The 23,385-nt window shown below is 31.4% G+C and carries 22 protein-coding genes; 11 read left to right on the top strand and 11 right to left on the bottom strand.

Translation table 11 applies throughout. The features are described from left to right. Window positions 1-23 precede the first annotated feature (23 nt). The 4 genes from ACKTST_RS05080 to lipA all read left to right on the top strand — a co-directional run bounded on the left by ACKTST_RS05080 (window position 24) and on the right by lipA (window position 4,000). Window positions 24-1,127, top strand: coding sequence for a glycosyltransferase (locus tag ACKTST_RS05080; RefSeq protein WP_408046659.1), 1,104 nt, complete (start codon window positions 24-26; stop codon window positions 1,125-1,127). After that, on the top strand, window positions 1,118-1,681 hold the full coding sequence (locus ACKTST_RS05075; RefSeq protein WP_408046658.1) for an RNA polymerase sigma factor: 564 nt from the start codon (window positions 1,118-1,120) through the stop codon (window positions 1,679-1,681). Before ACKTST_RS05080 ends, ACKTST_RS05075 begins: the two co-directional genes overlap by 10 nt. Before the next feature lie 189 nt (window positions 1,682-1,870). Next, window positions 1,871-3,091, top strand: a complete 1,221-nt coding sequence (locus tag ACKTST_RS05070) for an Nramp family divalent metal transporter (RefSeq protein ID WP_408046657.1) — start codon at window positions 1,871-1,873, stop codon at window positions 3,089-3,091. 39 nt (window positions 3,092-3,130) lie between these two features. After that, the gene (lipA, locus tag ACKTST_RS05065) at window positions 3,131-4,000 is read left to right on the top strand and encodes a lipoyl synthase (protein ID WP_408046656.1); all 870 of its coding nucleotides are present in this window, start codon (window positions 3,131-3,133) and stop codon (window positions 3,998-4,000) included. A gap of 270 nt (window positions 4,001-4,270) precedes the next feature. On the opposite strand, the gene ACKTST_RS05060 is transcribed toward lipA, so the two are convergent. Together ACKTST_RS05060 and ACKTST_RS05055 are read right to left on the bottom strand one after the other, a co-directional pair. Continuing rightward, a complete protein-coding gene (locus tag ACKTST_RS05060) occupies window positions 4,271-5,629 on the bottom strand; it encodes a pyridoxal-phosphate dependent enzyme (protein WP_408046655.1) in 1,359 nt (452 codons plus the stop codon). A gap of 24 nt (window positions 5,630-5,653) precedes the next feature. Then, window positions 5,654-6,889: an ABC transporter permease gene (locus tag ACKTST_RS05055; RefSeq protein ID WP_408046654.1), complete on the bottom strand. Its 1,236-nt coding sequence runs from the start codon at window positions 6,887-6,889 to the stop codon at window positions 5,654-5,656. 137 nt (window positions 6,890-7,026) lie between these two features. Here ACKTST_RS05055 and ACKTST_RS05050 point away from each other — a divergent pair, with 137 nt between their 5' ends. After that, window positions 7,027-8,277 (top strand): exo-beta-N-acetylmuramidase NamZ family protein, encoded by a 1,251-nt coding sequence (locus ACKTST_RS05050; RefSeq protein WP_408046653.1) that lies wholly within the window; start codon window positions 7,027-7,029, stop codon window positions 8,275-8,277. 20 nt (window positions 8,278-8,297) lie between these two features. Here the strand turns inward: ACKTST_RS05050 and ACKTST_RS05045 are convergent, their stop codons facing one another. After that, window positions 8,298-8,435, bottom strand: a complete 138-nt coding sequence (locus ACKTST_RS05045) for a hypothetical protein (protein ID WP_408046652.1) — start codon at window positions 8,433-8,435, stop codon at window positions 8,298-8,300. Between ACKTST_RS05045 and ACKTST_RS05040 the strand changes: the two genes are divergently transcribed. After that, on the top strand, window positions 8,416-8,916 hold the full coding sequence (locus ACKTST_RS05040) for a hypothetical protein (RefSeq protein WP_408046651.1): 501 nt from the start codon (window positions 8,416-8,418) through the stop codon (window positions 8,914-8,916). The two genes, ACKTST_RS05045 and ACKTST_RS05040, sit on opposite strands and share 20 nt — an antisense overlap. A gap of 15 nt (window positions 8,917-8,931) precedes the next feature. Here the strand turns inward: ACKTST_RS05040 and ACKTST_RS05035 are convergent, their stop codons facing one another. Further along, on the bottom strand, window positions 8,932-9,927 hold the full coding sequence (locus tag ACKTST_RS05035) for a PLP-dependent cysteine synthase family protein (RefSeq protein WP_408046650.1): 996 nt from the start codon (window positions 9,925-9,927) through the stop codon (window positions 8,932-8,934). Window positions 9,928-10,042: 115 nt separating this feature from the next. Beyond that, window positions 10,043-12,139: a S9 family peptidase gene (locus tag ACKTST_RS05030; RefSeq protein ID WP_408046649.1), complete on the bottom strand. Its 2,097-nt coding sequence runs from the start codon at window positions 12,137-12,139 to the stop codon at window positions 10,043-10,045. A 138-nt stretch (window positions 12,140-12,277) separates the two neighbouring features. Between ACKTST_RS05030 and ACKTST_RS05025 the strand changes: the two genes are divergently transcribed. From ACKTST_RS05025 to ACKTST_RS05015, 3 genes are read left to right on the top strand one after another with little or no spacing between them, the layout of a single operon-like run. Continuing rightward, complete coding sequence (locus ACKTST_RS05025; RefSeq protein ID WP_408046648.1) at window positions 12,278-12,601, top strand: YbaB/EbfC family nucleoid-associated protein; 324 nt, start codon at window positions 12,278-12,280, stop codon at window positions 12,599-12,601. A 7-nt stretch (window positions 12,602-12,608) separates the two neighbouring features. Then, window positions 12,609-12,902: a DUF2752 domain-containing protein gene (locus ACKTST_RS05020; RefSeq protein WP_408046647.1), complete on the top strand. Its 294-nt coding sequence runs from the start codon at window positions 12,609-12,611 to the stop codon at window positions 12,900-12,902. A 16-nt stretch (window positions 12,903-12,918) separates the two neighbouring features. Continuing rightward, window positions 12,919-13,251: a CCC motif membrane protein gene (locus tag ACKTST_RS05015; RefSeq protein WP_408046646.1), complete on the top strand. Its 333-nt coding sequence runs from the start codon at window positions 12,919-12,921 to the stop codon at window positions 13,249-13,251. Window positions 13,252-13,281: 30 nt separating this feature from the next. Here the strand turns inward: ACKTST_RS05015 and ACKTST_RS05010 are convergent, their stop codons facing one another. From ACKTST_RS05010 to ACKTST_RS04985, 6 genes are read right to left on the bottom strand one after another with little or no spacing between them, the layout of a single operon-like run. Further along, window positions 13,282-14,613, bottom strand: coding sequence for a DUF58 domain-containing protein (locus tag ACKTST_RS05010; protein WP_408046727.1), 1,332 nt, complete (start codon window positions 14,611-14,613; stop codon window positions 13,282-13,284). 2 nt (window positions 14,614-14,615) lie between these two features. After that, window positions 14,616-15,620, bottom strand: a complete 1,005-nt coding sequence (locus ACKTST_RS05005) for an AAA family ATPase (protein WP_408046645.1) — start codon at window positions 15,618-15,620, stop codon at window positions 14,616-14,618. Window positions 15,621-15,632: 12 nt separating this feature from the next. Beyond that, window positions 15,633-16,850: a DUF4350 domain-containing protein gene (locus ACKTST_RS05000; protein WP_408046644.1), complete on the bottom strand. Its 1,218-nt coding sequence runs from the start codon at window positions 16,848-16,850 to the stop codon at window positions 15,633-15,635. 4 nt (window positions 16,851-16,854) lie between these two features. Further along, window positions 16,855-17,586, bottom strand: a complete 732-nt coding sequence (locus tag ACKTST_RS04995) for a DUF4129 domain-containing protein (RefSeq protein WP_408046643.1) — start codon at window positions 17,584-17,586, stop codon at window positions 16,855-16,857. A 4-nt stretch (window positions 17,587-17,590) separates the two neighbouring features. After that, entirely contained in the window at window positions 17,591-18,442 is an 852-nt protein-coding gene (locus tag ACKTST_RS04990) for a hypothetical protein (protein ID WP_408046642.1), read from the bottom strand. Then, window positions 18,435-19,400 carry a stage II sporulation protein M gene (locus ACKTST_RS04985; RefSeq protein ID WP_408046641.1) on the bottom strand — a complete coding sequence of 322 codons (966 nt, stop codon included), beginning with the start codon at window positions 19,398-19,400 and terminating at the stop codon, window positions 18,435-18,437. The genes ACKTST_RS04990 and ACKTST_RS04985 overlap by 8 nt, the downstream gene beginning before the upstream one ends. A gap of 118 nt (window positions 19,401-19,518) precedes the next feature. Between ACKTST_RS04985 and ACKTST_RS04980 the strand changes: the two genes are divergently transcribed. Both ACKTST_RS04980 and ACKTST_RS04975 read left to right on the top strand, forming a co-directional pair. After that, entirely contained in the window at window positions 19,519-20,235 is a 717-nt protein-coding gene (locus tag ACKTST_RS04980; RefSeq protein ID WP_408046640.1) for an RDD family protein, read from the top strand. Window positions 20,236-20,395: 160 nt separating this feature from the next. Then, window positions 20,396-23,377, top strand: coding sequence for a DEAD/DEAH box helicase (locus ACKTST_RS04975; protein WP_408046639.1), 2,982 nt, complete (start codon window positions 20,396-20,398; stop codon window positions 23,375-23,377). The last annotated feature ends 8 nt before the right edge of the window (window positions 23,378-23,385 follow it).

Raw genomic sequence — 23,385 nt, 5'->3', positions numbered from 1 at the left:
AACTCAACTAACCTTACTTTCTTATGATATTTACTGCATTATTCTACATATTTGTAGGTGCTACAGCTGTGCAGGTTTTATATTATTTATTTTTCTCTTTCTTTTGTTTTCAATCAAAAAAAGAAAACAATACAAATGTAAACACACCTATTTCGTTGATTGTTTACACTAAAAACAACGCTTCTATTTTAGCTGATTATTGTAAAGATTTATCAAAACAAAAACATCTAAATTTTGAAATTGTCATTGTTAACAATGCTTCTACGGATGACACTCTTGATATTTTAGAAGAACTTGAAAAAGAATATAGCAACTTAAAAATTGTTGATGTAGAAAATACCGAAGCTTTTTGGGGAAATAAAAAGTATGCGCTTACTCTCGGAGTTAAAGCAGCAACAAATGAACATTTGTTATTTACTGAAGTTAGCAGTAAAGCATTGTCTCAAAATTGGATTACCGAAATGGTTCGTAATTTTTCTCAGGAAAAAACAATCGTTATTGGTTATCAAAAATTAAAACGAAATAAAAAGTCTTTGAGTAATATACTTATTAGATTTCATCATTTATTAAGCAACATTCAAGCTTTTACTTTTGTAAAATTTGAAAGCCCATACAAGGCTACAAATCATAATTTAGCCTATACCAAAAGTGAGTTTTTTAAAGTTAACGGATTCATCAATCATTTAAATCTTTTTATAGGTGAAGCAGAATTATTTATAAAAGATGCTGCAAAAAAAAGCAATACTACTTACACCACTAACGTAAATGGTTTTGTAGCTTCATCTGAACAAATTTCTTTTAGAAAGTGGTTTGTTCAACAAAAAAAGGAAACAATTCTGTACTCTTTATATAAAAGAAAACATCGTTTTTTACTAAGTCTTTTTAAAATTACCAAGTTTTTAACGTACAGTTTGGCAATTTTCATTTCAATTATAAACTGGAAAATTGCCCTTCCATTTATATTGGGATACTTTTTATTACAATATATTGTTGTTGCTAAAGCTGCTTCAAAATTTCAAGAAAAAGGACTCGTTTTATTGTTACCTTTCTTTGATATTTGCTTAGTTCTATTTCAAATTAGTATATTTATATCAAATCAAATTTCGGAACCAAAACATTGGAAATAAATCAAGAAAAAGTACTTCATCAAATTCAACAAGCAAAAAAAGGCAATCAAATAGCTTTCAACTATTTACTAGACACTTTTTGGGGAAGCGTGTATGCATTTCAATTAAAACAGACTCAAAATGACAATGATGCTGAAGATATTACCATTCAAACTTTCTCGAAAGCATTTGATAAAATTGATACTTTTGATGAAGAATATCAATTTAAAACTTGGTTGATTACCATTTCTAAAAATGTCTACATCGATTTTCTTCGAAAGAAAAAATCATCAATTAATACAGAAACTACTGAAGAGCAAGAAAAAGAAGTGTATGCAATGGTAGATGACGCTCCTTCTCCTGAAGACAAAATTATCACTGAGCAAAACTTAGCAAAGCTTTTAAAAGATATTAAAAAACTAAAACCTAAATATCAAGAAGTTATTAATCTTCGTTACTTTCAAGAATTAAGTTATAAAGAAATCTCAGAGCAAATTGGCGAACCAATAAACAACGTAAAAGTTAAATTACTACGCGCCAAAAAATTATTAGCTGAAATAATAAAGAAATCATAAATTGTGAACCAATTAAAAATCAAATATTTATGATTTTACAATTTTACGCAAACGGAAAATTTCTTTTTCAAAAAGAACTACATAAACAATCAAAGCTAAAAGATTTTGATAAAAATGATATCAAAACTTTACTTCAAAAAATAAAAGATAGTTCTTACTTTAATTTTTAAAACTTCTCCCCTCTCCCCCATGAAAAAATCCCTCTTAAATTTATTAGGTCCTGGAATTTTATTTGCTGGTGCTGCTATTGGCGTATCTCATTTAGTCCAATCCACTAGAGCTGGTGCCGATTTTGGCTTTGGCTTACTTTGGGCATTATTATTAGTACATGTTTTTAAATATCCTTTCTTTCAATTTGGTCCTCGATATGCAGCAGCAACAGGAGAAACCTTATTAGACGGTTATAAAAAACTAGGTAAGGGAGTGCTTGTTAGTTACTATGTTTTAAACTTTGCTACCATGTTTACCATTCAAGCTGCAGTTACTATTGTTACCGCTAGTTTGGCAACAAATTTATTTGGTTTTACCAACGACCTTGTTGTTTGGTCCTTAATAATTATGCTCGTTAGCATGTTTGTTTTACTTATCGGAAAATATAAGTTTTTAGATAATTTGATGAAATACATCGTTGCAATACTTACTGTGAGTACGATTATTGCGGTAATTATAGCTTTATTTAAAACTGATAAAGGATTTAGCTTTCAGCAAATAATACCTAGTGGAGCAGCTCAAATGACATTTTTAATTGCTTTTTTAGGATGGATGCCTGCTCCGCTAGATATTTCTATCTGGCACTCATTATGGTCTGTTAAAAAAGACAAAGCAACTTTTGAAAAAATAAAACCTAAACAAGCAATTTTCGATTTTAACATCGGTTATATTGGTGCTTTATTTTTAGGAGTTTGTTTTGTAATGTTAGGTGCTTTGGTAATGTATCAATCGGGTGAATCCTTTTCAAGTAAAGGAACTATTTTCGCTTCGCAACTTATTAAATTATACACCGAAAATCTTGGAGGGTTTTCTGCTATATTTATAGGAGCTGCAGCATTTACAACCATGTTTAGTACAACAATAACAACCTTAGATGCTTCACCAAGAGCTATGGAAAAATCTTCATCTCTACTCTTTTCAAAAAAACTAAAACTAAACTATTGGTTTTGGATGCTACTCTTAATAACAGGTACTTACTGTATTTTACATTTCTTTTTAAATGACATGGTATTTTTAGTTAGAATTGCTACTGTACTATCTTTTTTAACTGCACCTTTTTACGCTATTTTAAATTATATTTTAATCACTGGGAAACACACTCCGAAAAAGCACAGACCAAGTATAGAATTACGAGTTTTAAGCATTGTTGGTATCGTATTTTTAATAGGGTTTAGTATTTGGTTTTTACTTAGTTTATAAATCTTTTCTTCGTAAATTTGCAATTCAATTTTTTATGGAATGGCAAACGAAACTTCAGTAGCACCAGAAAGAACAAAAAAACCAAAATGGTTACGTGTAAAATTACCTGTTGGAAAAAAATACACCGAACTTAGAGGTTTGGTAGATAAATATAAATTGAACACCATTTGTACCAGCGGTAGTTGTCCTAATATGGGTGAATGTTGGGGAGAAGGTACTGCTACCTTTATGATTTTAGGGAATATTTGTACTCGTTCTTGCGGATTTTGTGGTGTAAAAACTGGACGCCCAGAAACAGTTGAATGGGATGAACCAGAAAAAGTAGCACGTTCTATTAAATTGATGAACATTAAACACGCTGTAATAACATCAGTAGATCGTGATGATTTAAAAGATGGAGGTTCTATTATTTGGGCAGAAACTGTACAAGCTATTCGTAGAGCAAATCCAAATACTACTTTAGAGACACTAATTCCTGACTTTCAAGGAAACGAAAAATTAATTGATAGAATTATTGAAGTAGCTCCAGAAGTAGTTTCTCACAACATGGAAACAGTGCGTCGTTTAACTCGTGAGGTTCGTATTCAGGCTAAATACGACAGAAGTTTAGGTGTTTTAAAATACTTAAAAGACAACGGTATGCGTACCAAATCAGGGATTATGCTTGGTTTAGGTGAAACTGAAGAAGAAGTAATCCAAACAATGAAAGATTTACGTGGCGTTGGATTGGACATTATTACCATAGGTCAATACTTACAACCTAGTAAAAAACATTTACCTGTTAAAGAGTTTATAACTCCAGAACAATTTAAGAAATACGAAACTTTAGGGCTAGAAATGGGCTTTATGTATGTAGAAAGTGGTGCTTTAGTACGTTCTTCTTACAAAGCACATAAACATGCGAGCTAAAATTTTAAGAACTTTATTAATATTTTCTTAAAAACAACTTATTTATTATACATTTCTTAACTAAAGAGCTGTTTAAAGTTAAAATATTGTGAATTCTTGAACACTAAGATACAATATATTAGGTTAATTCGTAATTTTGGCACAGATATTGGAAACAATATTTTGTAAGCAAGTAACATTGTTTTCATTGTGTAAATTATTTGAATTAGTTGATTAACAAAAGCCCACTCAAATTGAGTGGGCTTTGTGTTTATTATATACTTAACAGTCTTATATCGCGCTAATTATATCATATTTGGTAATAATATGGTGCTTACCATTTTCTAAATCTACTAAAACAGCTTGATTTTCTTTATTGATTAGTTTAGAAACCTCTTCAATAGAAGCTGACTTTTTTACTACTGGATAAACTTTCCCCATCACATCTTTAATAGGTTTATCAGCGATGTTTTTATCTTCTAAATAACTGTGTAATAATACAGATTCATCAACCGATCCTACAAATCCGTTAGCATCTTTTACAGGAATTTGTGATATTTTAAAAGCACGCATTCTCTCAATAGCATGTGCCACTAACTCTTCAGTTTGAACCGTTACCAATGGTTTATCGATATGATCTTTAATTAAATCTTCAGCAGTTGTAATTTCTTCTTCTAAGAAACCTCTATCACGCATCCAATCATCATTAAACATTTTACCAACATAACGACTTCCGTGGTCGTGGAAAAGTACTACCACAACATCATCTGGTTTAAACTCGTCTTTTAACTGTAATAAACCTTTAATTGCTGATCCTGCTGAGTTTCCAACAAAAATACCTTCTTCTTTTGCAATTTTACGCGTGTAAACTGCTGCATCTTTATCGGTAACTTTTGTAAATCCATCAATTAAAGAGAAATCAACGTTTTTTGGTAAAATATCTTCTCCAATACCTTCTGTGATGTATGGATAGATTTCATTCTCATCAAAAATACCTGTTTCATGATACTTTTTAAATACTGAACCGTAGGTGTCAACTCCCCAAATCTTAATATTCGGATTCTTTTCTTTTAAATACTTTGCGGTCCCTGAGATTGTTCCTCCTGTACCAACACCTACCACAAAATGTGTAATTTTACCTTCGGTTTGTTCCCAAATTTCTGGTCCGGTTTGTTCGTAATGTGCAGTTGCATTCGACGGATTGTCGTACTGATTTACATACCAAGAATTTGGCGTTTCTTCACCCAAACGCTTAGAAACCGAATAGTACGAACGAGGATCATCTGGCTCAACGTTTGTTGGACAAACTACTACCTCTGCTCCTACCGCACGTAGAATATCCATTTTTTCTTTAGATTGCTTATCTGAAATAACAAAAATACATTTGTAGCCTTTAACAATTGCTGCTAATGCTAATCCCATTCCTGTGTTTCCTGAAGTTCCTTCAATAATAGTCCCTCCTGGCTGTAAACGACCATCGGCTTCAGCATCTTCAATCATTTTAAGTGCCATACGATCTTTTACAGAGTTACCTGGATTAAAGGTTTCTACTTTGGCTAATACCAAAGCATCTACTTCTTTTGTTACTGAATTTAACTTTACTAATGGCGTATTACCAATAGTTTCTAATATATTTTTTGCGTATTTCATTATCTAAAAAATTGAGGAGCAAAATTAAGCAAATCGAATGGATTTTGAAGGACTGATTTTAGTGATGATATACGAAGGTATAATCAACATTAAAAAACACAATACTAATGTGCCAGCATTTAGTAACAGAATAGCCCATAAATTTATATCAACAGGAACCGTTGACACATAATATGTTTCGGGATCTAAGGTGATAATTTTTGTGTATTTCTGAAATAACAAAATACTAAGCCCGATAAAATTTCCCCAGAACAATCCTTTTACTATTAAATAAGAAGCATTGTACAGAAACACTTTTCTGATACTCCAGTTTGCACTTCCTAATGCTTTTAAAATCCCTACCATTTGTACGCGCTCTAAAATGAGGACTAATAATGCAGTTACCATATTTATTCCTGCAACTAAAATCATTATTCCGATAATAAACCACACATTATTATCTAATAAATTTAACCACTCAAAAATTGCAGGATAATTATCTACAATGGTAACACTATTTAATGTCGCTCCAGTACTCGCATACACTTCATCTCCTTTCTCATTCAACTCGTTATAATCATCAATCAACACTTCAAAACCGCCAACTTGGTTGTCTTCCCAACGATTAATTTGTTGTACTTCTTTTAAATCGCCAATTAGCATTAACTTGTCAAATTGCTCAAAACCTGTATTATAAATCCCTACAATTACTTGTTTTCTTCTTTTAAATTGTAAACTGCTATTTTCTGCTCCGAACCATGTTTGAATGGTATCATTCAATTTAAAATGCAATCGGTTTGCTATGGATTTTGATATTAAAATCTCACGATTTCTTTCTTGTTTAAAATTAGGCAAACGACCTTCAACCAAACTTTCTTCAAAAAAGCTAAAATCATAATCGGCAGGTACGCCTTTTAAAATAATTCCTTCAAAATCAGTAGGAGTTCTAATAATTCCACCAACATTAATGAATGGTTGCACTTTTTTTATTCCGTTAATATTTTTAAACTCGGGATAAAATTCTTGATTGATGTCAATCGGTACTGTAGAAACATCAGAGTTATTATTATCGTAGTTTACAATTTGAATATGACCTTTAAATCCGGTCATTTTATCACGAACCTTGTTCTGAAAACCCGAAGTAATAGAAACCGCAATTAACATAATAGCAACCCCCAACGCAATGGCAATGGTAGCTATTGTTATAATAGGCGACGAAATACTACTTTTATACTCTTTCCCAGAAATGATTCGTTTTGCTATGAATAATTCAAAATTCAACTGTTCATGTTTTAATTGATTTCAAAAGTAATTAATTCTTCAACAATATTATGGATGAATAGTGAGGTTTTAAATCGGTAACTTTTTTTGAATTAAAAAATTAGAAAACTGTACCTTTAACTTTTAATTATTTTTTGATGAAATTTTCTTTTAATACCACTCTTTTATTCTTGCTAGTTTTTTGTTTTCAGTTTTCTTCTTGTGCTCAACAGCAAAACAAAAAAATTGAAACAACAAAAAAAGAAGAACCTAAAACCATTAAAACAGGAGCTGACCAAACCTCTAAATACCTTCCGCTTTTAAAAAACAAAAACATTGCTATAGTAGCAAATCAAACTTCGGTTTTACAAGTACTACAAAGAGCAGAAGTTTCACCGAATGTTATGGGGTCTGAATTGGTTATTCATCATTTAGTAGATTATTTATACAATTACAATGGTATTAACGTACAAAAAGTCTTTGCTCCCGAGCATGGTTTCCGTGGTAAAGCAGATGCTGGTGAAGCCATTGCTGATGGAAAAGATGTTAAAACAGGAATTCCTATAATTTCTTTATATGGAAAAAACAAAAAACCTTCGCAAGAACAACTCAACGGAATTGATCTCGTTGTTTTCGATATTCAAGATGTGGGAGCTCGTTTTTACACTTATATTTCTACCTTACATTATGTGATGGAAGCTTGTGCAGAAGCAGGAATTCCAGTCATAGTTTTAGACAGACCCAACCCTAACGGACATTATATTGATGGACCCGTTTTAGAACCTGAACACAAAAGTTTTGTAGGTATGCATCCTGTTCCTGTGGTATATGGAATGACGATTGGTGAATACGGACAAATGATTAATGGTGAAAAGTGGTTAGCAAACGGTATTCAGTGTGATTTAACTGTGATTCCTTTAGAAAACTACACGCACAAATCACATTATAGCTTACCTATGAAACCTTCACCTAATTTGCCCAATGACACTTCAATTAATTTATACCCAAGTTTGTGCTTTTTTGAAGGAACCAATGTATCTGCTGGTAGAGGAACCGATAAACAATTTCAAATTTATGGTTCTCCTTTTTTAGAAAAAACTGCTTTTAGTTTTACGCCGCAAGCTAATGAAGGTGCAAAATACCCGAAATATAAAGGAGAAGTCTGTTATGGTGAAGATTTAAGCTCATACAACCATTTAGCTAATTTAAACCTTAGCTGGTTGATAAAAGCCTACAAACAATCTCCTAAAAAAGAGTTTTTTAATGCTTTTTTTACCAAACTAGCTGGAACACAAAAATTACAACAACAAATTGAAAGAGAACTCTCACAAGAAGAAATTAAAGCTTCTTGGAATGAAGGTTTAGACAATTTTAAAATAGTACGTAAACAGTATTTGTTGTATAAATAATATAACTTGATTCTTAGCCTTTAAAAAACTAACTTAACTACATGTACTGAACCTGTTTCAGTATTAGATGATATTAGTTCTTTAAAACGACCATATCTTAACCATTGGCAGTCATTTAAGAAAATCGAAAAAAACACATTGAAAATTAGAGAATTCATTTCTGACCTTTTTAAAAGTAAACCCAAAGAAGAATTTAATATTGATGAAAATCGATGGGAATCGAATATTCACCCTTTATTTATTCAATTAAAAGAAAATGCAAGTATTTACTTATTGGAAAACGGATTTAAGGTTTTTAATCAGAAAAGTGGATTAAAAACCTTTAAAAATGATTCTGAAATTTATATTTCTATTGTGAATCAAGGTTACGACTTTCCTGAAGTATACATTGGGAAAAATGACATACTTAATGAAATGATACGGTTTGATTTTATGCTCGAATTATACTTGACCCATAAAACTGAATTAATAAATAAACATAAATCACTGAATAACTTCTACGATTTTGAATATGAAAAAGATTTTATGGAAACACATTTTGATTCTATTTTAAAAATCAATCCATTCCCTGAAAAGTATTATAAATGGATGAAATCAAACGACAAACTGATAAGAAGTTATACAAATAAAAAAAACTAACTACCAACAAAAAGGTTATAAAAACCCTTGCTCTTTCATCCAGTTATCAGAATAAATTTTATTCATATAACGAGAACCGTGGTCGGGTAAAACAACCACAACTACACTATTTTCATCAAAATAACCTTTATCTGCGTATTGTTGTACTGCCTGTAAAACTGCACCAGATGTATATCCTGCAAAGATTCCTTCTGTTTTTACCAACTCTCTCGCTTTAAAAGCAGCTTCTTTGTCAGATACTTTTTCGTACACATCAACCACATCAAAATCGGTAGCTGTAGGAATTAAGTTTTTCCCCAATCCTTCAATTTTATACGGACTTATTTCACTGGCGTCAAACTCGCCAGTTTCGTGATATTTTTTTATCACAGAACCCATAGCATCAACTCCTAAAACTTTAATGTTTGGGTTTTGCTCTTTTAAAAATCGTGCAGTTCCAGAAATTGTTCCTCCTGTTCCGCTTGCCACAACTATATGCGTAACTTTTCCTTCGGTTTGCTCCCAAATTTCTGGTCCAGTATTTTTATAATGCGCTTCAATATTTAACTCATTAAAATACTGATTGATATAAATTGATCCTGGATTTTCTTTATGCAATCGTTTCGCTACTTCGTAATACGAACGAGGATCATCGGCAGCTACATTTGCAGGACATACGTGCACCTCTGCTCCCATCGATTTTAGCATATCAATTTTATCTTGAGAAGACTTGTCACTCACCGCCAAAATACAACGGTATCCTTTTACAATACTTATCATTGCTAGCGAAAACCCTGTATTACCTGAAGTAGTTTCAACAATAATATCACCTTCTTTTACAATTCCTTTTTCTTCCGCAGTTTCTATAATGTGCAACGCAATTCGATCTTTAGCAGAGTGCCCCGGATTAAAAGCTTCAACTTTCGCATAAAATGTACCTGGTAAATTTTGGGTAATTCTATGTAGTTGAATCATGGGAGTTTCTCCTACTAAATCTAATATTGAATTGGTAATACCTTGATGTCTTTTCATTATAGTTGTAACTAAGAAAAAAGTGCCACTGCAAAAAAGGACACGAATAAATCTGTTGAGATTGTTCGTTGCTTTTTGCAATGACACTTACACTCAATCGAGCGCAAAAATATAATTATTTTTTTAACTTATCCTCTAACATTAAAAAGAAGGTATATTCTTCGGCAGTTTCTTTTAAAGCATCGAATCTTCCTGATGCTCCTCCGTGACCTGCTTCCATGTTTGTATGCAAGAATAACATGTTATCGTCGGTCTTTAACTCACGTAACTTCGCAACCCATTTTGCTGGCTCCCAATATTGAACTTGACTATCATGTAAACCAGTAGTTACCAACATGTTTGGATATGCTTTTGCCGCTACTTGATCGTATGGAGAGTACGATTTAATATAATCGTAATATTCTTTATCATTCGGATTCCCCCATTCGTCGTATTCTCCTGTAGTTAACGGAATACTATCATCTAACATCGTAGAAATTACATCCACAAAAGGTACAGCTGCGATAACTCCGTTATACAATTCAGGATTCATATTAATTACAGCTCCCATTAACAAACCTCCTGCAGAACCTCCCATAGCGTATAAATGTTCTGGAGAAGTATATCCGTTATCAATTAAATATTTAGAACAATCTATAAAGTCGGTAAACGTGTTTTTCTTGTTCAACATTTTACCATCTTCGTACCAATCACGTCCTAAATATTGGCTACCACGAATATGTGCTAATGCATACACAAATCCTCTATCTAATAAACTTAAACGTGTAGTCGAGAATCCGTCATCAATAGTATATCCGTATGATCCATACGCATATTGTAAAACAGGAGTACTCTTATCAATCTTCGTATCTTTATGATATACGATTGACAACGCTACTTTTTTACCATCGCGAGCAGGTACCCAAATACGCTTGCTGATATAATTTTCTTTGTTGAACTTCCCTCCTAAAACTTCTTGTTCTTTTTTAACTTCTTTGGATTGATCTTTCATGTTGAAATCAATCACAGAACTTGGAGTCGTCATCGAGTTGTACGAATAGCGAATAACATCGGTATCAAACTCAGGATTAGAATACACGCCTGCAGAATACGTTTCCTCATCAAAAGGTAAGTAATAATCTTCTGTTCCGTCCCAACGCTTAATTCTAATTTTATTCAACCCTTCATTTCTTTCTTCTAAAACTAAATAGTCTTTAAAAATCGAGAAATCTTCAAACAAGGTATCATCTCTATGCGGAATTACATCTACCCAGTTTTCTTTTCCTGGTTTATCTTCAGGAGTTTTCATCAACTTAAAGTTCGTTGCTCCATCTTTATTGGTTTTAATGTAAAAATGATCTCCGTAGTGCGCAATATCGTACTCTAATTCACGTTCACGAGGTTGAATCATGCGTAATTCTCCGTTCGGGTTATCAGCATCTAATACTTGGTATTCCGTTGAAACCGTACTGTAAGAACCAACTACTATATATTTTTTTGATTTAGTTTTGGTTACAAACGTTCCGAATGTATCGTCTTTTTCTTCAAAAACTAATTCATCTAGAGAAGAGTCAGATCCTAACGTGTGCTTATAAATTTTTGATGAACGTAAGGTTACAGGGTCTTTTTTGGTATAAAACAATGTTTTATTATCGTTTGCCCAAACCGAACCTCCTGTCGTATTTTCAATAATATCTTTATAAATCTCTCCAGTTTCTAAATTTTTAATTCTGATAAAGTACTGGCGACGACTTACCGTATCAGTTGCAAAAGTCACCATTTTATTATCTGGTGAAACGTTTAATCCTCCTAACTGAAAATAATCATACCCTTTCGCTTCTGTATTCACATTGAACATGATTTCTTCTTCAGCTTCTAAGTTTTCCTTTTTACGGCTGTAAATCGGATACTGTTGACCAGTTTCGTATCGAGTGATATAAAAATATCCGTTCTTTTTGTAAGGAACAGATTCATCATCTTCTTTAATACGACCTTTCATTTCTTGAAATAACGCTTCTTGAAACTCTTTTGTTTCTTTAGTCATTTCATCGTAGTATGAATTTTCAGCATTTAAGTAATCGTACACTTTTTGGGTTTGCTCATCTTTTACCTCAGCATTTTTTTGCGCATCAGTTAAACGCATCCAAAAATAATCGTCAGTACGAATATCTCCGTGTTTCTCTAACTTAGTCGGTTGCTTTTCAGCAATGGGAGCTTTGATATCTTTCTTCATTTCTTGCTTTTTGCAGGATGCAAAAATAAGACTAAAAGCCAAAGCAGGTAGCATTATTTTTTTCATTTTTAAAGTTGGTTTATAATTCTTGTGAAAATACTATTTTTGTTGTTAAGTAAATCTTAAAATTGAAGGACTATGTTTGGAGATATTTCTGGCATGATGGGCAAACTGCAAGAAGCCCAACAAAAAGTAGAAGAGACCAAAAAACGATTAAACACTGTTTTAATTGATGAAAGTATAGCTGGCGGAGCTATAAAAATTACTGTTACTGCTAACCGTGAAGTAAAAGCAATTACGATTGATGAATCTTTATTAGAAGATAAAGAAGAATTAGAAGATTATTTAATTGTAGCGTTAAACAAGGCTTTAAAAAGAGCTGGAGAAATTAACGAACAAGAATTAGCTATTGCTGCTAAAAGCGGAATGCCTAATATTCCTGGAATGGATATGTTTAAATAACAAACCTATGCCATTACAATTAGAAGATTACATGCTACCTTGCTTAAACAAAAAATTCTTCGGAATGGATTGTTTGGGTTGCGGAATACAACGTGCTTTAAGTTTACTATTTCAAGGTGAGTTTATTGCTGCTTTTAAAATGTATCCTGCCATATACACCTTGTTGTTATTAGCTTTAATGATAGCAATTAATTTCTTCTACAAAGTAAAATACGCTCAGAAAATAATCAGTATATTGGCTGTTCTTAACATAGCTATTATAGTGATTAGCTATATTATAAAAATGAATCAATTAATTTAAACTTTATTAAAAAACTATGGAAAAACAAAAACTACCAAATTCAACCACAGCTTTAGTTTTAGGTATATGCTCTATTGTAACTTGTTGTTGTTATGGGGTTATCGGTTTACCTTTAGGTATCGTAGCACTTGTTTTAGGTAACAAAGCTATTAAATTGAATAATCAAAACCCTGATTTATACGAAGGTGTAAAGAACGCTAACACAGGAAAAATACTTGGTATAGTAGGTATTATTTTAAATGTTGTTTTTATTGCTTACATGATTTGGTTTTTATCTATGATTGGGTGGGATGCTTTAGGTGATCCTGATTTAATGATGGAAAGAATGAACGAATTACAAAATAGATAAAAAAAGCGACCGGTACTGGTCGCTTTTTTTTTATATCATCCCCTTCGCTTTAAACTCTAGGTATTTGTTAATTACGTTTACTGATAAATGTTGCGGCTTGGTTAAAATAGCATGTAACGCATTTTTCTCTAGCTCTTTAATCATCAAACGCTTTTCATAGGCATATTTCTCTGCTATCGTTTTATGATACACACTTTGTAAATCTTCTGCATTTTCAGCAATTAATGTATCTAATTCAGTATTTTCAAAGAAAACAGTTACAAGCAAGTGCTTTTTAGCTATTGCTTTTAAGTACGGTAATTGTCGTTTTAAAGCAGATATATGCTCAAAATTGGTATATAAAATCAGTAAACTTCGTTGATTTATTTTTCTTTTGATATTGGCATACAACAATGCAAAATTAGCATCTGAAAAGTCGGTTGTAATATTGTACAATTCTTCGTTGATGACCGATAAATTTGTTTTTTTATTACTTGCCGCTACTATTTTTTCTACATTTTTAGAAAAGGTAAGCATTCCTGCTTTGTCATTTTTTAATAAGGCTATGTTTGAAAAAGCTAAAGTTGAGTTAATCGCATAGTCTAGTAACTTCAATCCTTCAAAAGGCATTTTCATAACACGTCCCAAATCAATAATTGAATAGATAGGTTGCGATTTTTCATCTTGATATTGATTCACCATCAACTCTGCTCTTTTAGCCGTAGCTTTCCAGTTTATGGTTCGAACATCATCACCCGGAATATAGTTTTTTATCTGCTCAAACTCCATCGTATGCCCAATACGTCGTATTTTTTTCATGCCAAACTCCGTTAGGTTATTGTGCATTGCCAAAAACTCATACTTTTTCATTTGTATATACGACGGATACACTTTTACGCTTTCTTCCGCAGAAAAAGTGTAGCGTTTAGAAAATAATTGTAAAAAAGAAGATACAAATACGTTTACTTTTCCGAAGTTGTATTCTCCTCTTTCAACAGGACGAATATTATAGGTGTAGGTTGATTTTTCTCCAGATTTTAATGACATTGCGTGTTCAAAATCTCTTTTTTGAAATTGGGCAGGCAATTCATCTATAAATGAAATAAAAACTTGAAACGGATACTTATTTTCAAGTGTTATACTAATTTCATTATCATCAGAATTTGATAATTTTTCTGACACGATTCTTTTAGCTAAAAATCCGTTTTTAAATCGGTATAAAACAAGTAAATCCATACACATTGTCAGTACAAACAACCATACTACCATCCACGTTGCTGAATAGAGTGCTGGAATCCAAAACGACACTAAAAATGATGCAGAAACAACGCTTATATATATAAAAAAGCGGTTGTGAATGTATAACGATTTAAAGAATTGAATCACTATCTTGGAACTTCAACAGATTGTACAATCATTTCAATAACCTTATCGGCAGTCATACCTTCCATTTCACGTTCAGGAGTTAGCATAATTCGATGACGTAAAACTGGATAAATACTCTTTTTCACATCTTCAGGAATTACAAAATCGCGACCATTAATCGCTGCAAACGCTTTAGATGCCATTAATACAGCAATACTTGCTCTTGGCGAACCTCCTAAATACAAATGAGCGTTGTTACGTGTGTTTGAAATAAGTTGTGCAATGTATTTAATGATTTTTTCTTCAACCAATACTTCAAAAACCTTACTTCTATATTCTAATAACTCAGTTTCTGTTAATACTGCCTCTACCTTAGTTTGTGGTAGTGCTCCTTTACGTTTGTTGTGAGCAGTAATTATTTGAATTTCTTCTTCTAAATTCGGATACCCAACATTTATTTTGAATAAGAATCGGTCTAACTGTGCTTCAGGTAAGGCATAGGTTCCCTCTTGCTCTATAGGATTTTGCGTTGCCAATACCATAAACGGGGGATTCATAACATAACGCTCACCATCCATTGTGATTTGCTTTTCTTCCATCACCTCAAACAATGCTGCTTGAGTTTTTGCTGGCGCTCTGTTAATCTCATCAATCAACACAATATTTGAGAAAATAGGTCCTTTTTTAAATTCAAAATCGGAAGTTTTCATGTTTAACACTGAAGTTCCTAATACGTCTGAGGGCATTAAATCGGGTGTAAATTGAATTCTACTAAAATCTGTCGCAATGGTTTTTGCTAATAATTTTGCAGTTACTGTTTTCGCTACTCCTGGTACACCTTCTATCAACACATGACCATCAGCTAATAACGATACTAATAATAGTTCAATAAATTCTTCTTGCCCAACAATTACTTTACTTAATTGCTCTTTTATTTTAACAACAGCTTCTTTTAATTTTGACAAGTCTATTCTCGTTGAAAAAAGCTCTTCGTTATTACCTATTGGATTATTTTCTGTATTCATCCTAATTTATTTTTATGCTTTAAAACCTTCAATAACATTGTTTAACGCTATCAATTCTTCTTCGGTTATATTCGACTTTGATTGTATCTTTTCAATTTTCTTAAATAGGGCTTTTACCTTTTCTTCTGTTTTACCACTTCTACTCGCTAAATTTTGATAAAATTGTTCATCAATTTTTAAGGTTGATAATCGATATTTGGTTCTAACATACTCTAAAAAGTAATTTATTTTATGCTCAGCAATATTTTTATGGTCTGATTTTTCGTAATACATATTAGCAATAGTACGAGTAAAAGCTAAGGTTTGATTTTTTAATGGTGTTATTACTGGAATAAAACGTTGGTTCCGTTTTCCTTTAAAAATTACAAAAAACAACACAGCTATCAATGCTATATAATACGCCCATTTCAGTGATTTTGAACTTAAAATATAGTGAATTGGTGAAGTTATTCTGCTTTTACCTGTTTTGTAATATGTATCCCATAAAATTATATTTCCATTTGATGTTCTTCTTTCTTTTTTATTTGGGCTTTCTAAATAGGATAATACATTTGCTACATACTCATAATTAGTATTCAACAACATATTATAATTGGTAAATGCCTGCGGAAATGTATGCAGGTAAAAATTACCTTTTCCGTGAGTTACTCTAATAAAATTAGGCTTTTTGCTGATAATTGAATCGTTTTGATTTCGCATTACCAATTCACCAAGAATAGTTGTATTTAGCGTATCTACTTTATGAAAATATAGTTTTGGAAAATCTCTATCAAAATGATATTCTGTTCCATCAAAAATAGGATTACTTAGTTTTTGATATGCTTTTTCTTCAAAAGCTGATGTGGATAAACTTCTTGTTTCTATTTGTAAAGTATCAATATGAACACCATTTGTAGCGATAAAAACATCATTTCCTCTGTCAACAAAATTTAACAGCTCGTTAAATTCATCTTTCCCAAAGTTTAGTGCATTGTCAACAAAAAAATAAGTTCCTGTGTTGGTTGAATCTTTTAAAAACGTATACGGATTTTGATATACTTCTTTTACTTCTTTCTTCGGAAATAAACTGGACATTTCTTTGTGTAAAACATAAGTTCCATAAGGAATTTTATGCTTTGCAGCATAACTTGGAAACCAATTGATTTCTTTGGGTTTAACAGACTCGATATAAATTATACCAAAAATGATAAACACTAATAAACCAATATATATTTTCAGTTTCTTATCCAACGTTTTATAATTTAGCTAAGGTGTTTTTAAAGTTGCTTTCAGCTTGCATGAATTTTTCTTTATCAATCAAAAATTCTCCATACCACACATAATCATACAAATAAGTTAGTTTTTTAAACTCACTGTGTATTTGTTGGTTTGCTGTTAATTCCTTTATATAATCTTCGTTTGTTTTTTCTTGCTGCCAAGAAATAAGTTCTTTGTCTGACAAACTCTTTAATAACAATAAGTAGTAGTAACGAATTGCTAATGAATAGTTTGCTTCAGTAATTGCTTTATCAATTAACTTTGGTAAATCTTTGTCTTTTATCAACTCCTCTTCTTCTGATAAACGCACAATAGGTTTTGCTTTTTTACCGTCAATAATATTACGTGCATTTACTTTTAAGAAAAATTTGATGATAAAAAATAACACCAATCCTGCTATTATATAGGGTAATGCTTTTAAAACAACTCTTAAAAAACCTACTGCCGGGGTAATATCATCAAAAATATAACTGAGGATTCTTTTTACAAATCGTTTCGTCCAATTCCACATTTTTTCTAGTATCGTTGGTTCTCTTTTTTCAACTACATAAATAAAATCGTCCTGCTGTTTGTACGCTTCTATTTTTTGAGCATCAAACTTTTTCTGCTCAATCATAGAGGTATCAATCGGAACTTCTTTTCTTTCTTCTTGAGAAAAAACTACGATTGAAAAAATAAAAAACGCTATGTAAAAAAGAAACTGTTTCAAAAGATTACTGCCCTAAACTGTCAATTTTTTCGATAGTTCCTGTTAAGTTTTTCTGCTCGTTAATATCGAAATAAATAAAAACATTCGTTACCAAGGTGATTGAATAAAACAAGAAATTACCAACTATTGCTACAAAATTTAAAAACAAATAGATAGGATCACTATAAATATTAAATATTGCTGAAGGATCGTCGCTCCCCATACTAATTCCCATTTTAGCAAATTGATAAATGATTGCTGGTATTTGAAATACATATCCTAAAACACCTACTAAAAGCCCAACAACAAACATAATTCCGAATGTTTCCCAAAAATGCCCTGAAATAAAATTAAAACTCCTACTTATAGCACCTGAAGACGTCTCATTTTCAAAAACTAAAATAGAAGCTCCTAATGATAATACTGTAGCTGTATAAATCACTGGAAAAAAACATAATAATACACTTATAAAGACTAATAATCCTGCTAAAAATCCAAATCCAGTAAACGACCAAAATTTATTTTTTGTATTCGTTATAATTTCATCTTTATTTATCTTTCCTTTATTATCTATATAAGATTTTATATAGTACATACCCGCTAAATTTATGAATACGTAGGCAATTAAATATGCCACAAGCATTATCATAGCAGCACCAAACATTCCTATAGCTCCGTTTATATCTTCACTTATAATTGAAGACATAGACATCATATAATAAATCATAGCTGCTACTGCTATTAGAATTGGTATTGCTGCTACTTTTAAAATTGTTAAAAAGAACTCCTTTCCTTCCAATCTAATAAACTTAAAAGCATCTGAAATAATACTCCCTAAATCTCTTTCTTTTTTAAACTCTATATACTCTTTATTCATGTGTTAGTTGATTTTTATAAACTTTTATTGGGTAAATTACATAGTAAAATATGATTAACACTAATGATGCTCCTATTATTAAAATAGCTAACCAATCGGGCATTTCGGTATGACGGGTTACAAACCCTTCTAAAAAACCTGCAATAATGAAAAAGGGAATGGTGCTTACCATAATTTTTAATCCGTCTTTTATACTTCTTTTAAAAGACTCTAATCTTGTATAGGTTCTTGGAAATAGTAATCCGTTACCTAGAACTAATCCAGCACATCCTGCTATGACAATTACCGATATTTCGATAGTTCCGTGAATCCAAATAGTTCTTGACGATTCCCAAAACAATCCTTTATCATAAAAGAAATACAAAAACGAACCTAACATAATTCCGTTTTGCATCATGATGTATAAAGTTCCTACTGAAAACAACATTCCTAACACAAAAGCATACATGGCAACTTTAATATTATTAATCGTAATCCCGATAAACATATCTACTTCGTTTGCTTTTTTGTAAACCGCCATCGGGTCTCCTTTTTCTATATTCTCTAGTGTCATATTTACATAACCATCTCCTAAAATAAGGCGAACAAAATCAACATCATTGGCTGCAGAAAAAGCGCCGCATAATGTAAAAAAACCAAATACTAAAAAAGCAATAAATAATTGTTTTTGATAACCGTAAAACATCAAAGGAAATTCAGTTTTAAAGAAACTGAGAAACCTGTTTTTACTTTCCTTTTTTGTCTTGTAAATTTTTTGATGCGCAGCCGAAGCTATTGAGTTTAAGTACACTACTGTATTACCAGTCGGGTAAAAGGTTTTTGCGTAACTTAAATCATCCGTTAACTCCACGTATAAATCAGATAATTTATCTGGGGAAATTATTTTCTTTTTGTACAAAGCATCTTCAAACAACTGCCATTTTTCTTTATTTTTATTTACAAAGGCAGCTTCTCTCATCTATCAAAGTTTTTATAGCTTAGTTTGTGAGAAATTTCTCTAATCATAGAATATTTTTATCTTCGCTAAACTAAAAAAAGTTAAAGAAATACCAATAAAAAAATTGAAAAACTAATTCATGGATAATTTTCAAATAGAAACAGCTCAAAATATTGCTATTACTCAAAATGTAGCGCATGTAACTACACGTATTGGTTCTTATTTAATAGATGCTTTATTTATTTTTGGATACTACCTTTTTATTATCTTAATTATGGGTATGCTGGATATTCCTTTAAATATGGAATATATGAGTTTGTTTGTTTTATTAGGCTTACCTGCTTTTTTCTATAGTTTATTGTTTGAAGTATTAATGAACGGACAAACTCCTGGAAAATACTTCAATCAAACAAGAGTTGTAAAAATAGACGGATCTAAACCTACTTTTGGAAGTTACTTAATCCGTTGGTTGTTACGTATTGTAGATTTTTCACTAGCTAGTGGTTCTGTTGCTGTTTTAACTATTTTATTAAACGGAAAAGGACAGCGCTTGGGCGATATTGCAGCAGGAACAACAGTTATTTCTGAGAAAAAAAGAATTACCTTAAAAGATACTATAGCTACTGATGTTGAAGACAACTATACTCCAACATATTCACAAGTTACCTTATTAACAGATAATGATATACACACCATAAAAAATGTATATCGAGATGCTATGAAAAAAAGAAACCATAAAGTAATTTTAAAATTGCACGCCAAAATCATCGAATTAACAGGAATTTCTACCGAACAAAAGCCTACTGAATTTGTTGATACAGTAATTAAAGATTATCATTATTTCGCTCGTCAATAAGTTTTCAACTTTTAGTTTACTGAAAACGAACTTACTACTTAAAACAAGCTTTTAATCGTTAATAAAAAGTCTCAAAAACTTATTTTTTCAGATACTGAATATCTTATTTTCGCACCCTTTGTCATTTACAAAAACAATAATTCTAGGGGACGAAAAGACTATGAACAAAGAAAAAAACTGGCTTCAATATTATAAAAATAGTTTATCCGACAGTGAAAACTTAGCGGTTGATATTAGTAAAATTAAAAACCTATTCCGTCAAAAAACATCAGACCTAAGCAACGGAGTAATCAATCAAAAGCAAGCAAATAGTTTACTCGATGTTGAAGAACGAAGAATTAACAGATTAAAAGGTATTACCAAAAAAGACAGTCCGAAATGGCATAAAATTGAAGAAACTAAGATTTTAATTGCTCCATTTCATCTAGAATATCAAACAGAAAACACAAAATTTAAGCAGCGTGTCATCCATCCTTTTTGGATTAGCGCTATTGTAAATAGGTCAGGACAATTATCAGCTCCTAAAGAAACTTTCCCTCTAATTGTTCGTAATTATCTTACACCAATTGCCGATGTTAAAAACGATTTTATTTTCTCTTCTATTGATACTATTTTAGAAACAAAAGAAGCAACATCTCCTAACTTTGAAAACGAAGAAGAATCCTTTTCTTGGAATACGTATTGGGATTATATCAACGACGTTTTTTCTGCAATTACCCATAGTAACTTATATCGTTACCAAACCGAACGTTATACCACACAATATGAGTTAACGTATTTTGCATTGAGCTCTAAAATAGCTACTGCAAAGAGCATCCTTTTTTTGTACGAAAACTTATTAAAAAACACCGAAGAACTTCCAGTTTTATCAAAAATCATCTATCCATATACAAGAGAGCGAAAAATAGCGGTAACAGATGAAGGGTTTTTAAACTATAACCAGTTGCATTTAGGACAAATGTCGAATGAATTTCCGCTCTCTGTAAGTCAGCGTAAAACCTTATTATCGTATTTAGCTTCTGAAGAAAATGCAATTACCGCGGTAAATGGACCTCCTGGAACAGGTAAAACCACATTGTTACAAAGTTTGGTTGCTACTGAATTTGTAAAAGCTGCTATTCAAGGTGAAGAAGCTCCAATAATACTTGCTTGCTCTAACAACAATCAGGCAGTTACAAATATTATTGACAGTTTTATCAACTCAGAAAGTTCTATGGAAGAATTATCTGAACGTTGGATTCCTGATTTTAATGGGTATGCAACCTATCTTCCATCCAATTCTAAAAGTAAAAAAAAACTCGCCGACATAAATTTTTTAAAAGGAAATTTATTTGGACATGAAGGCACACTCTGCAATTTAGAAAATGAAAAATATGTTACAGAAGCTGAATATTACTTTTTAACCAAATATTGCGAATATTTTAACACAGAAACGAACTCCTTAGAAGATGTTTGCAATCATTTGCAAGAAGAAACCATAGCTATTCAACATATTCTAGCAGATGGCGTTGAGTTTTCAAGCAATTATATCAATGCAACAAAAAACATCAATAACATATTAGTTCGTGAAGAAGATTATATTCAAAAAAACACTTTTGAAATATCTAAACTACAAGAATGGAGAACCATCTTAAATGATTTAAAATCCGCATCAAAAGATGTTGATTTTATTGAAAAAGTAAAACAATTTTGCATTCCAAAATCAGAAATCAACTCGAGCAGTAACCTATCAAGTTATACTTTCAAAGTTGATGAAACTATACTTTCAAACAATAAAAAAGCTATTGATTTTATCAAACAAAGTATTGCTAATATCAACCTATTGCTTCAATCTAATTTAAAGCTTAAAAATTGGAAGTTTGAGAACAATATTAAAGGTTTTCCTTTTATTTCTGAAGAAGAAATGTGGAAAAACGAATACGAAAAAATCAACTCTAAAGACCTATCACAACGCTTTTTCTACGATGAACTAGACATTGAATTACGTCACAAAGCCTTTTTATTTGCTACACATTATTGGGAAGCTCGCTGGTTACTCGAAACCAAAGAAATGTTAGAACATGATACTGAAAAAGGTACTGGAGAAAACGCCATAAAAGCAAAGTGGAAACGAAGAGCAATGCTAACACCTTGTTTTGTTGCTACTTTTTATATGGCTCCTAGTCATTTTTTATACAGTCAATTTCAAGGAGAAAACGAAAATGGTAAACCTATTTTTGAATACTTACCTCTTTATAATTTTTTAGATCTTTTAATTATTGATGAAGCAGGGCAAGTAACTCCTGAAGTGAGTATTCCTATGTTTTCATTAACAAAGAAAGCTTTTGTTATAGGTGATTTAAAACAAATTGAACCTATTTGGTCTATCCCAAAGAAAATAGACCAAGGAAACTTAACAAGTTTAAATATTCTAGAAAACCATAATGACACCTATTTAGAAGATTTAGGTTTTTTAGCTTCTAGCGGAAGTATTATGAAAATGGCTCAAAACGCTTGTGAATTTGAAACTCCTTTACCAAACAGTACAGAACAAGGTTTAGTTTTATTAGAACATCGAAGATGTAATGATGAAATTATTAGTTTTTGTAACGAATTAGCGTATGACGGAATTTTAAAACCAATGAAAGGAACAGCTAAAGAAAATCAAGCATTTCCTTCAATGATGGCGTATCATATTGAAGGTTTCAGCGAGCGAAAATACAATAGTCGTCAAAATATTTCTGAAGTAAAAGCTATAGTTTCTTGGTTACAACAAAATAAGGAAGTGATTCAAAAATCTTATGGAGTTGAATCTATTGAACAAGAATTAGGAATTATCACTCCTTTTGCAAGTCAAAAAGGAGAATTATCAAAAGCTTTAACCGATGCAGGATATAATGTAAATGATATTAAGCTAGGTACTGTACACGCCCTACAAGGAGCAGAACGAAATATTATTTTATTCAGTTCGGTTTATTCTAATGAAGATGAAGGAACTTTATTTTTTGAAAAAGACAATAAACCAAACATGTTAAATGTAGCAGTTTCTAGAGCGAAAGAAAGTTTTATTCTTTTTGGAGACACTCGAATTTTTGATGAAACAAAAGACACTCCCTCAGGAATTTTAAAACGACATTTAAACATTTACGAAATGGTAAACTAACAAAAAAA

Origin of the sequence: Tenacibaculum crassostreae (genome assembly GCF_964512405.1) — a bacterium.
Lineage (GTDB): Bacteria > Bacteroidota > Bacteroidia > Flavobacteriales > Flavobacteriaceae > Polaribacter > Polaribacter crassostreae.
The sequence above is the reverse complement of the archived record's forward strand: the minus strand, read 5'-3'. Positions and strand labels throughout refer to the sequence as shown.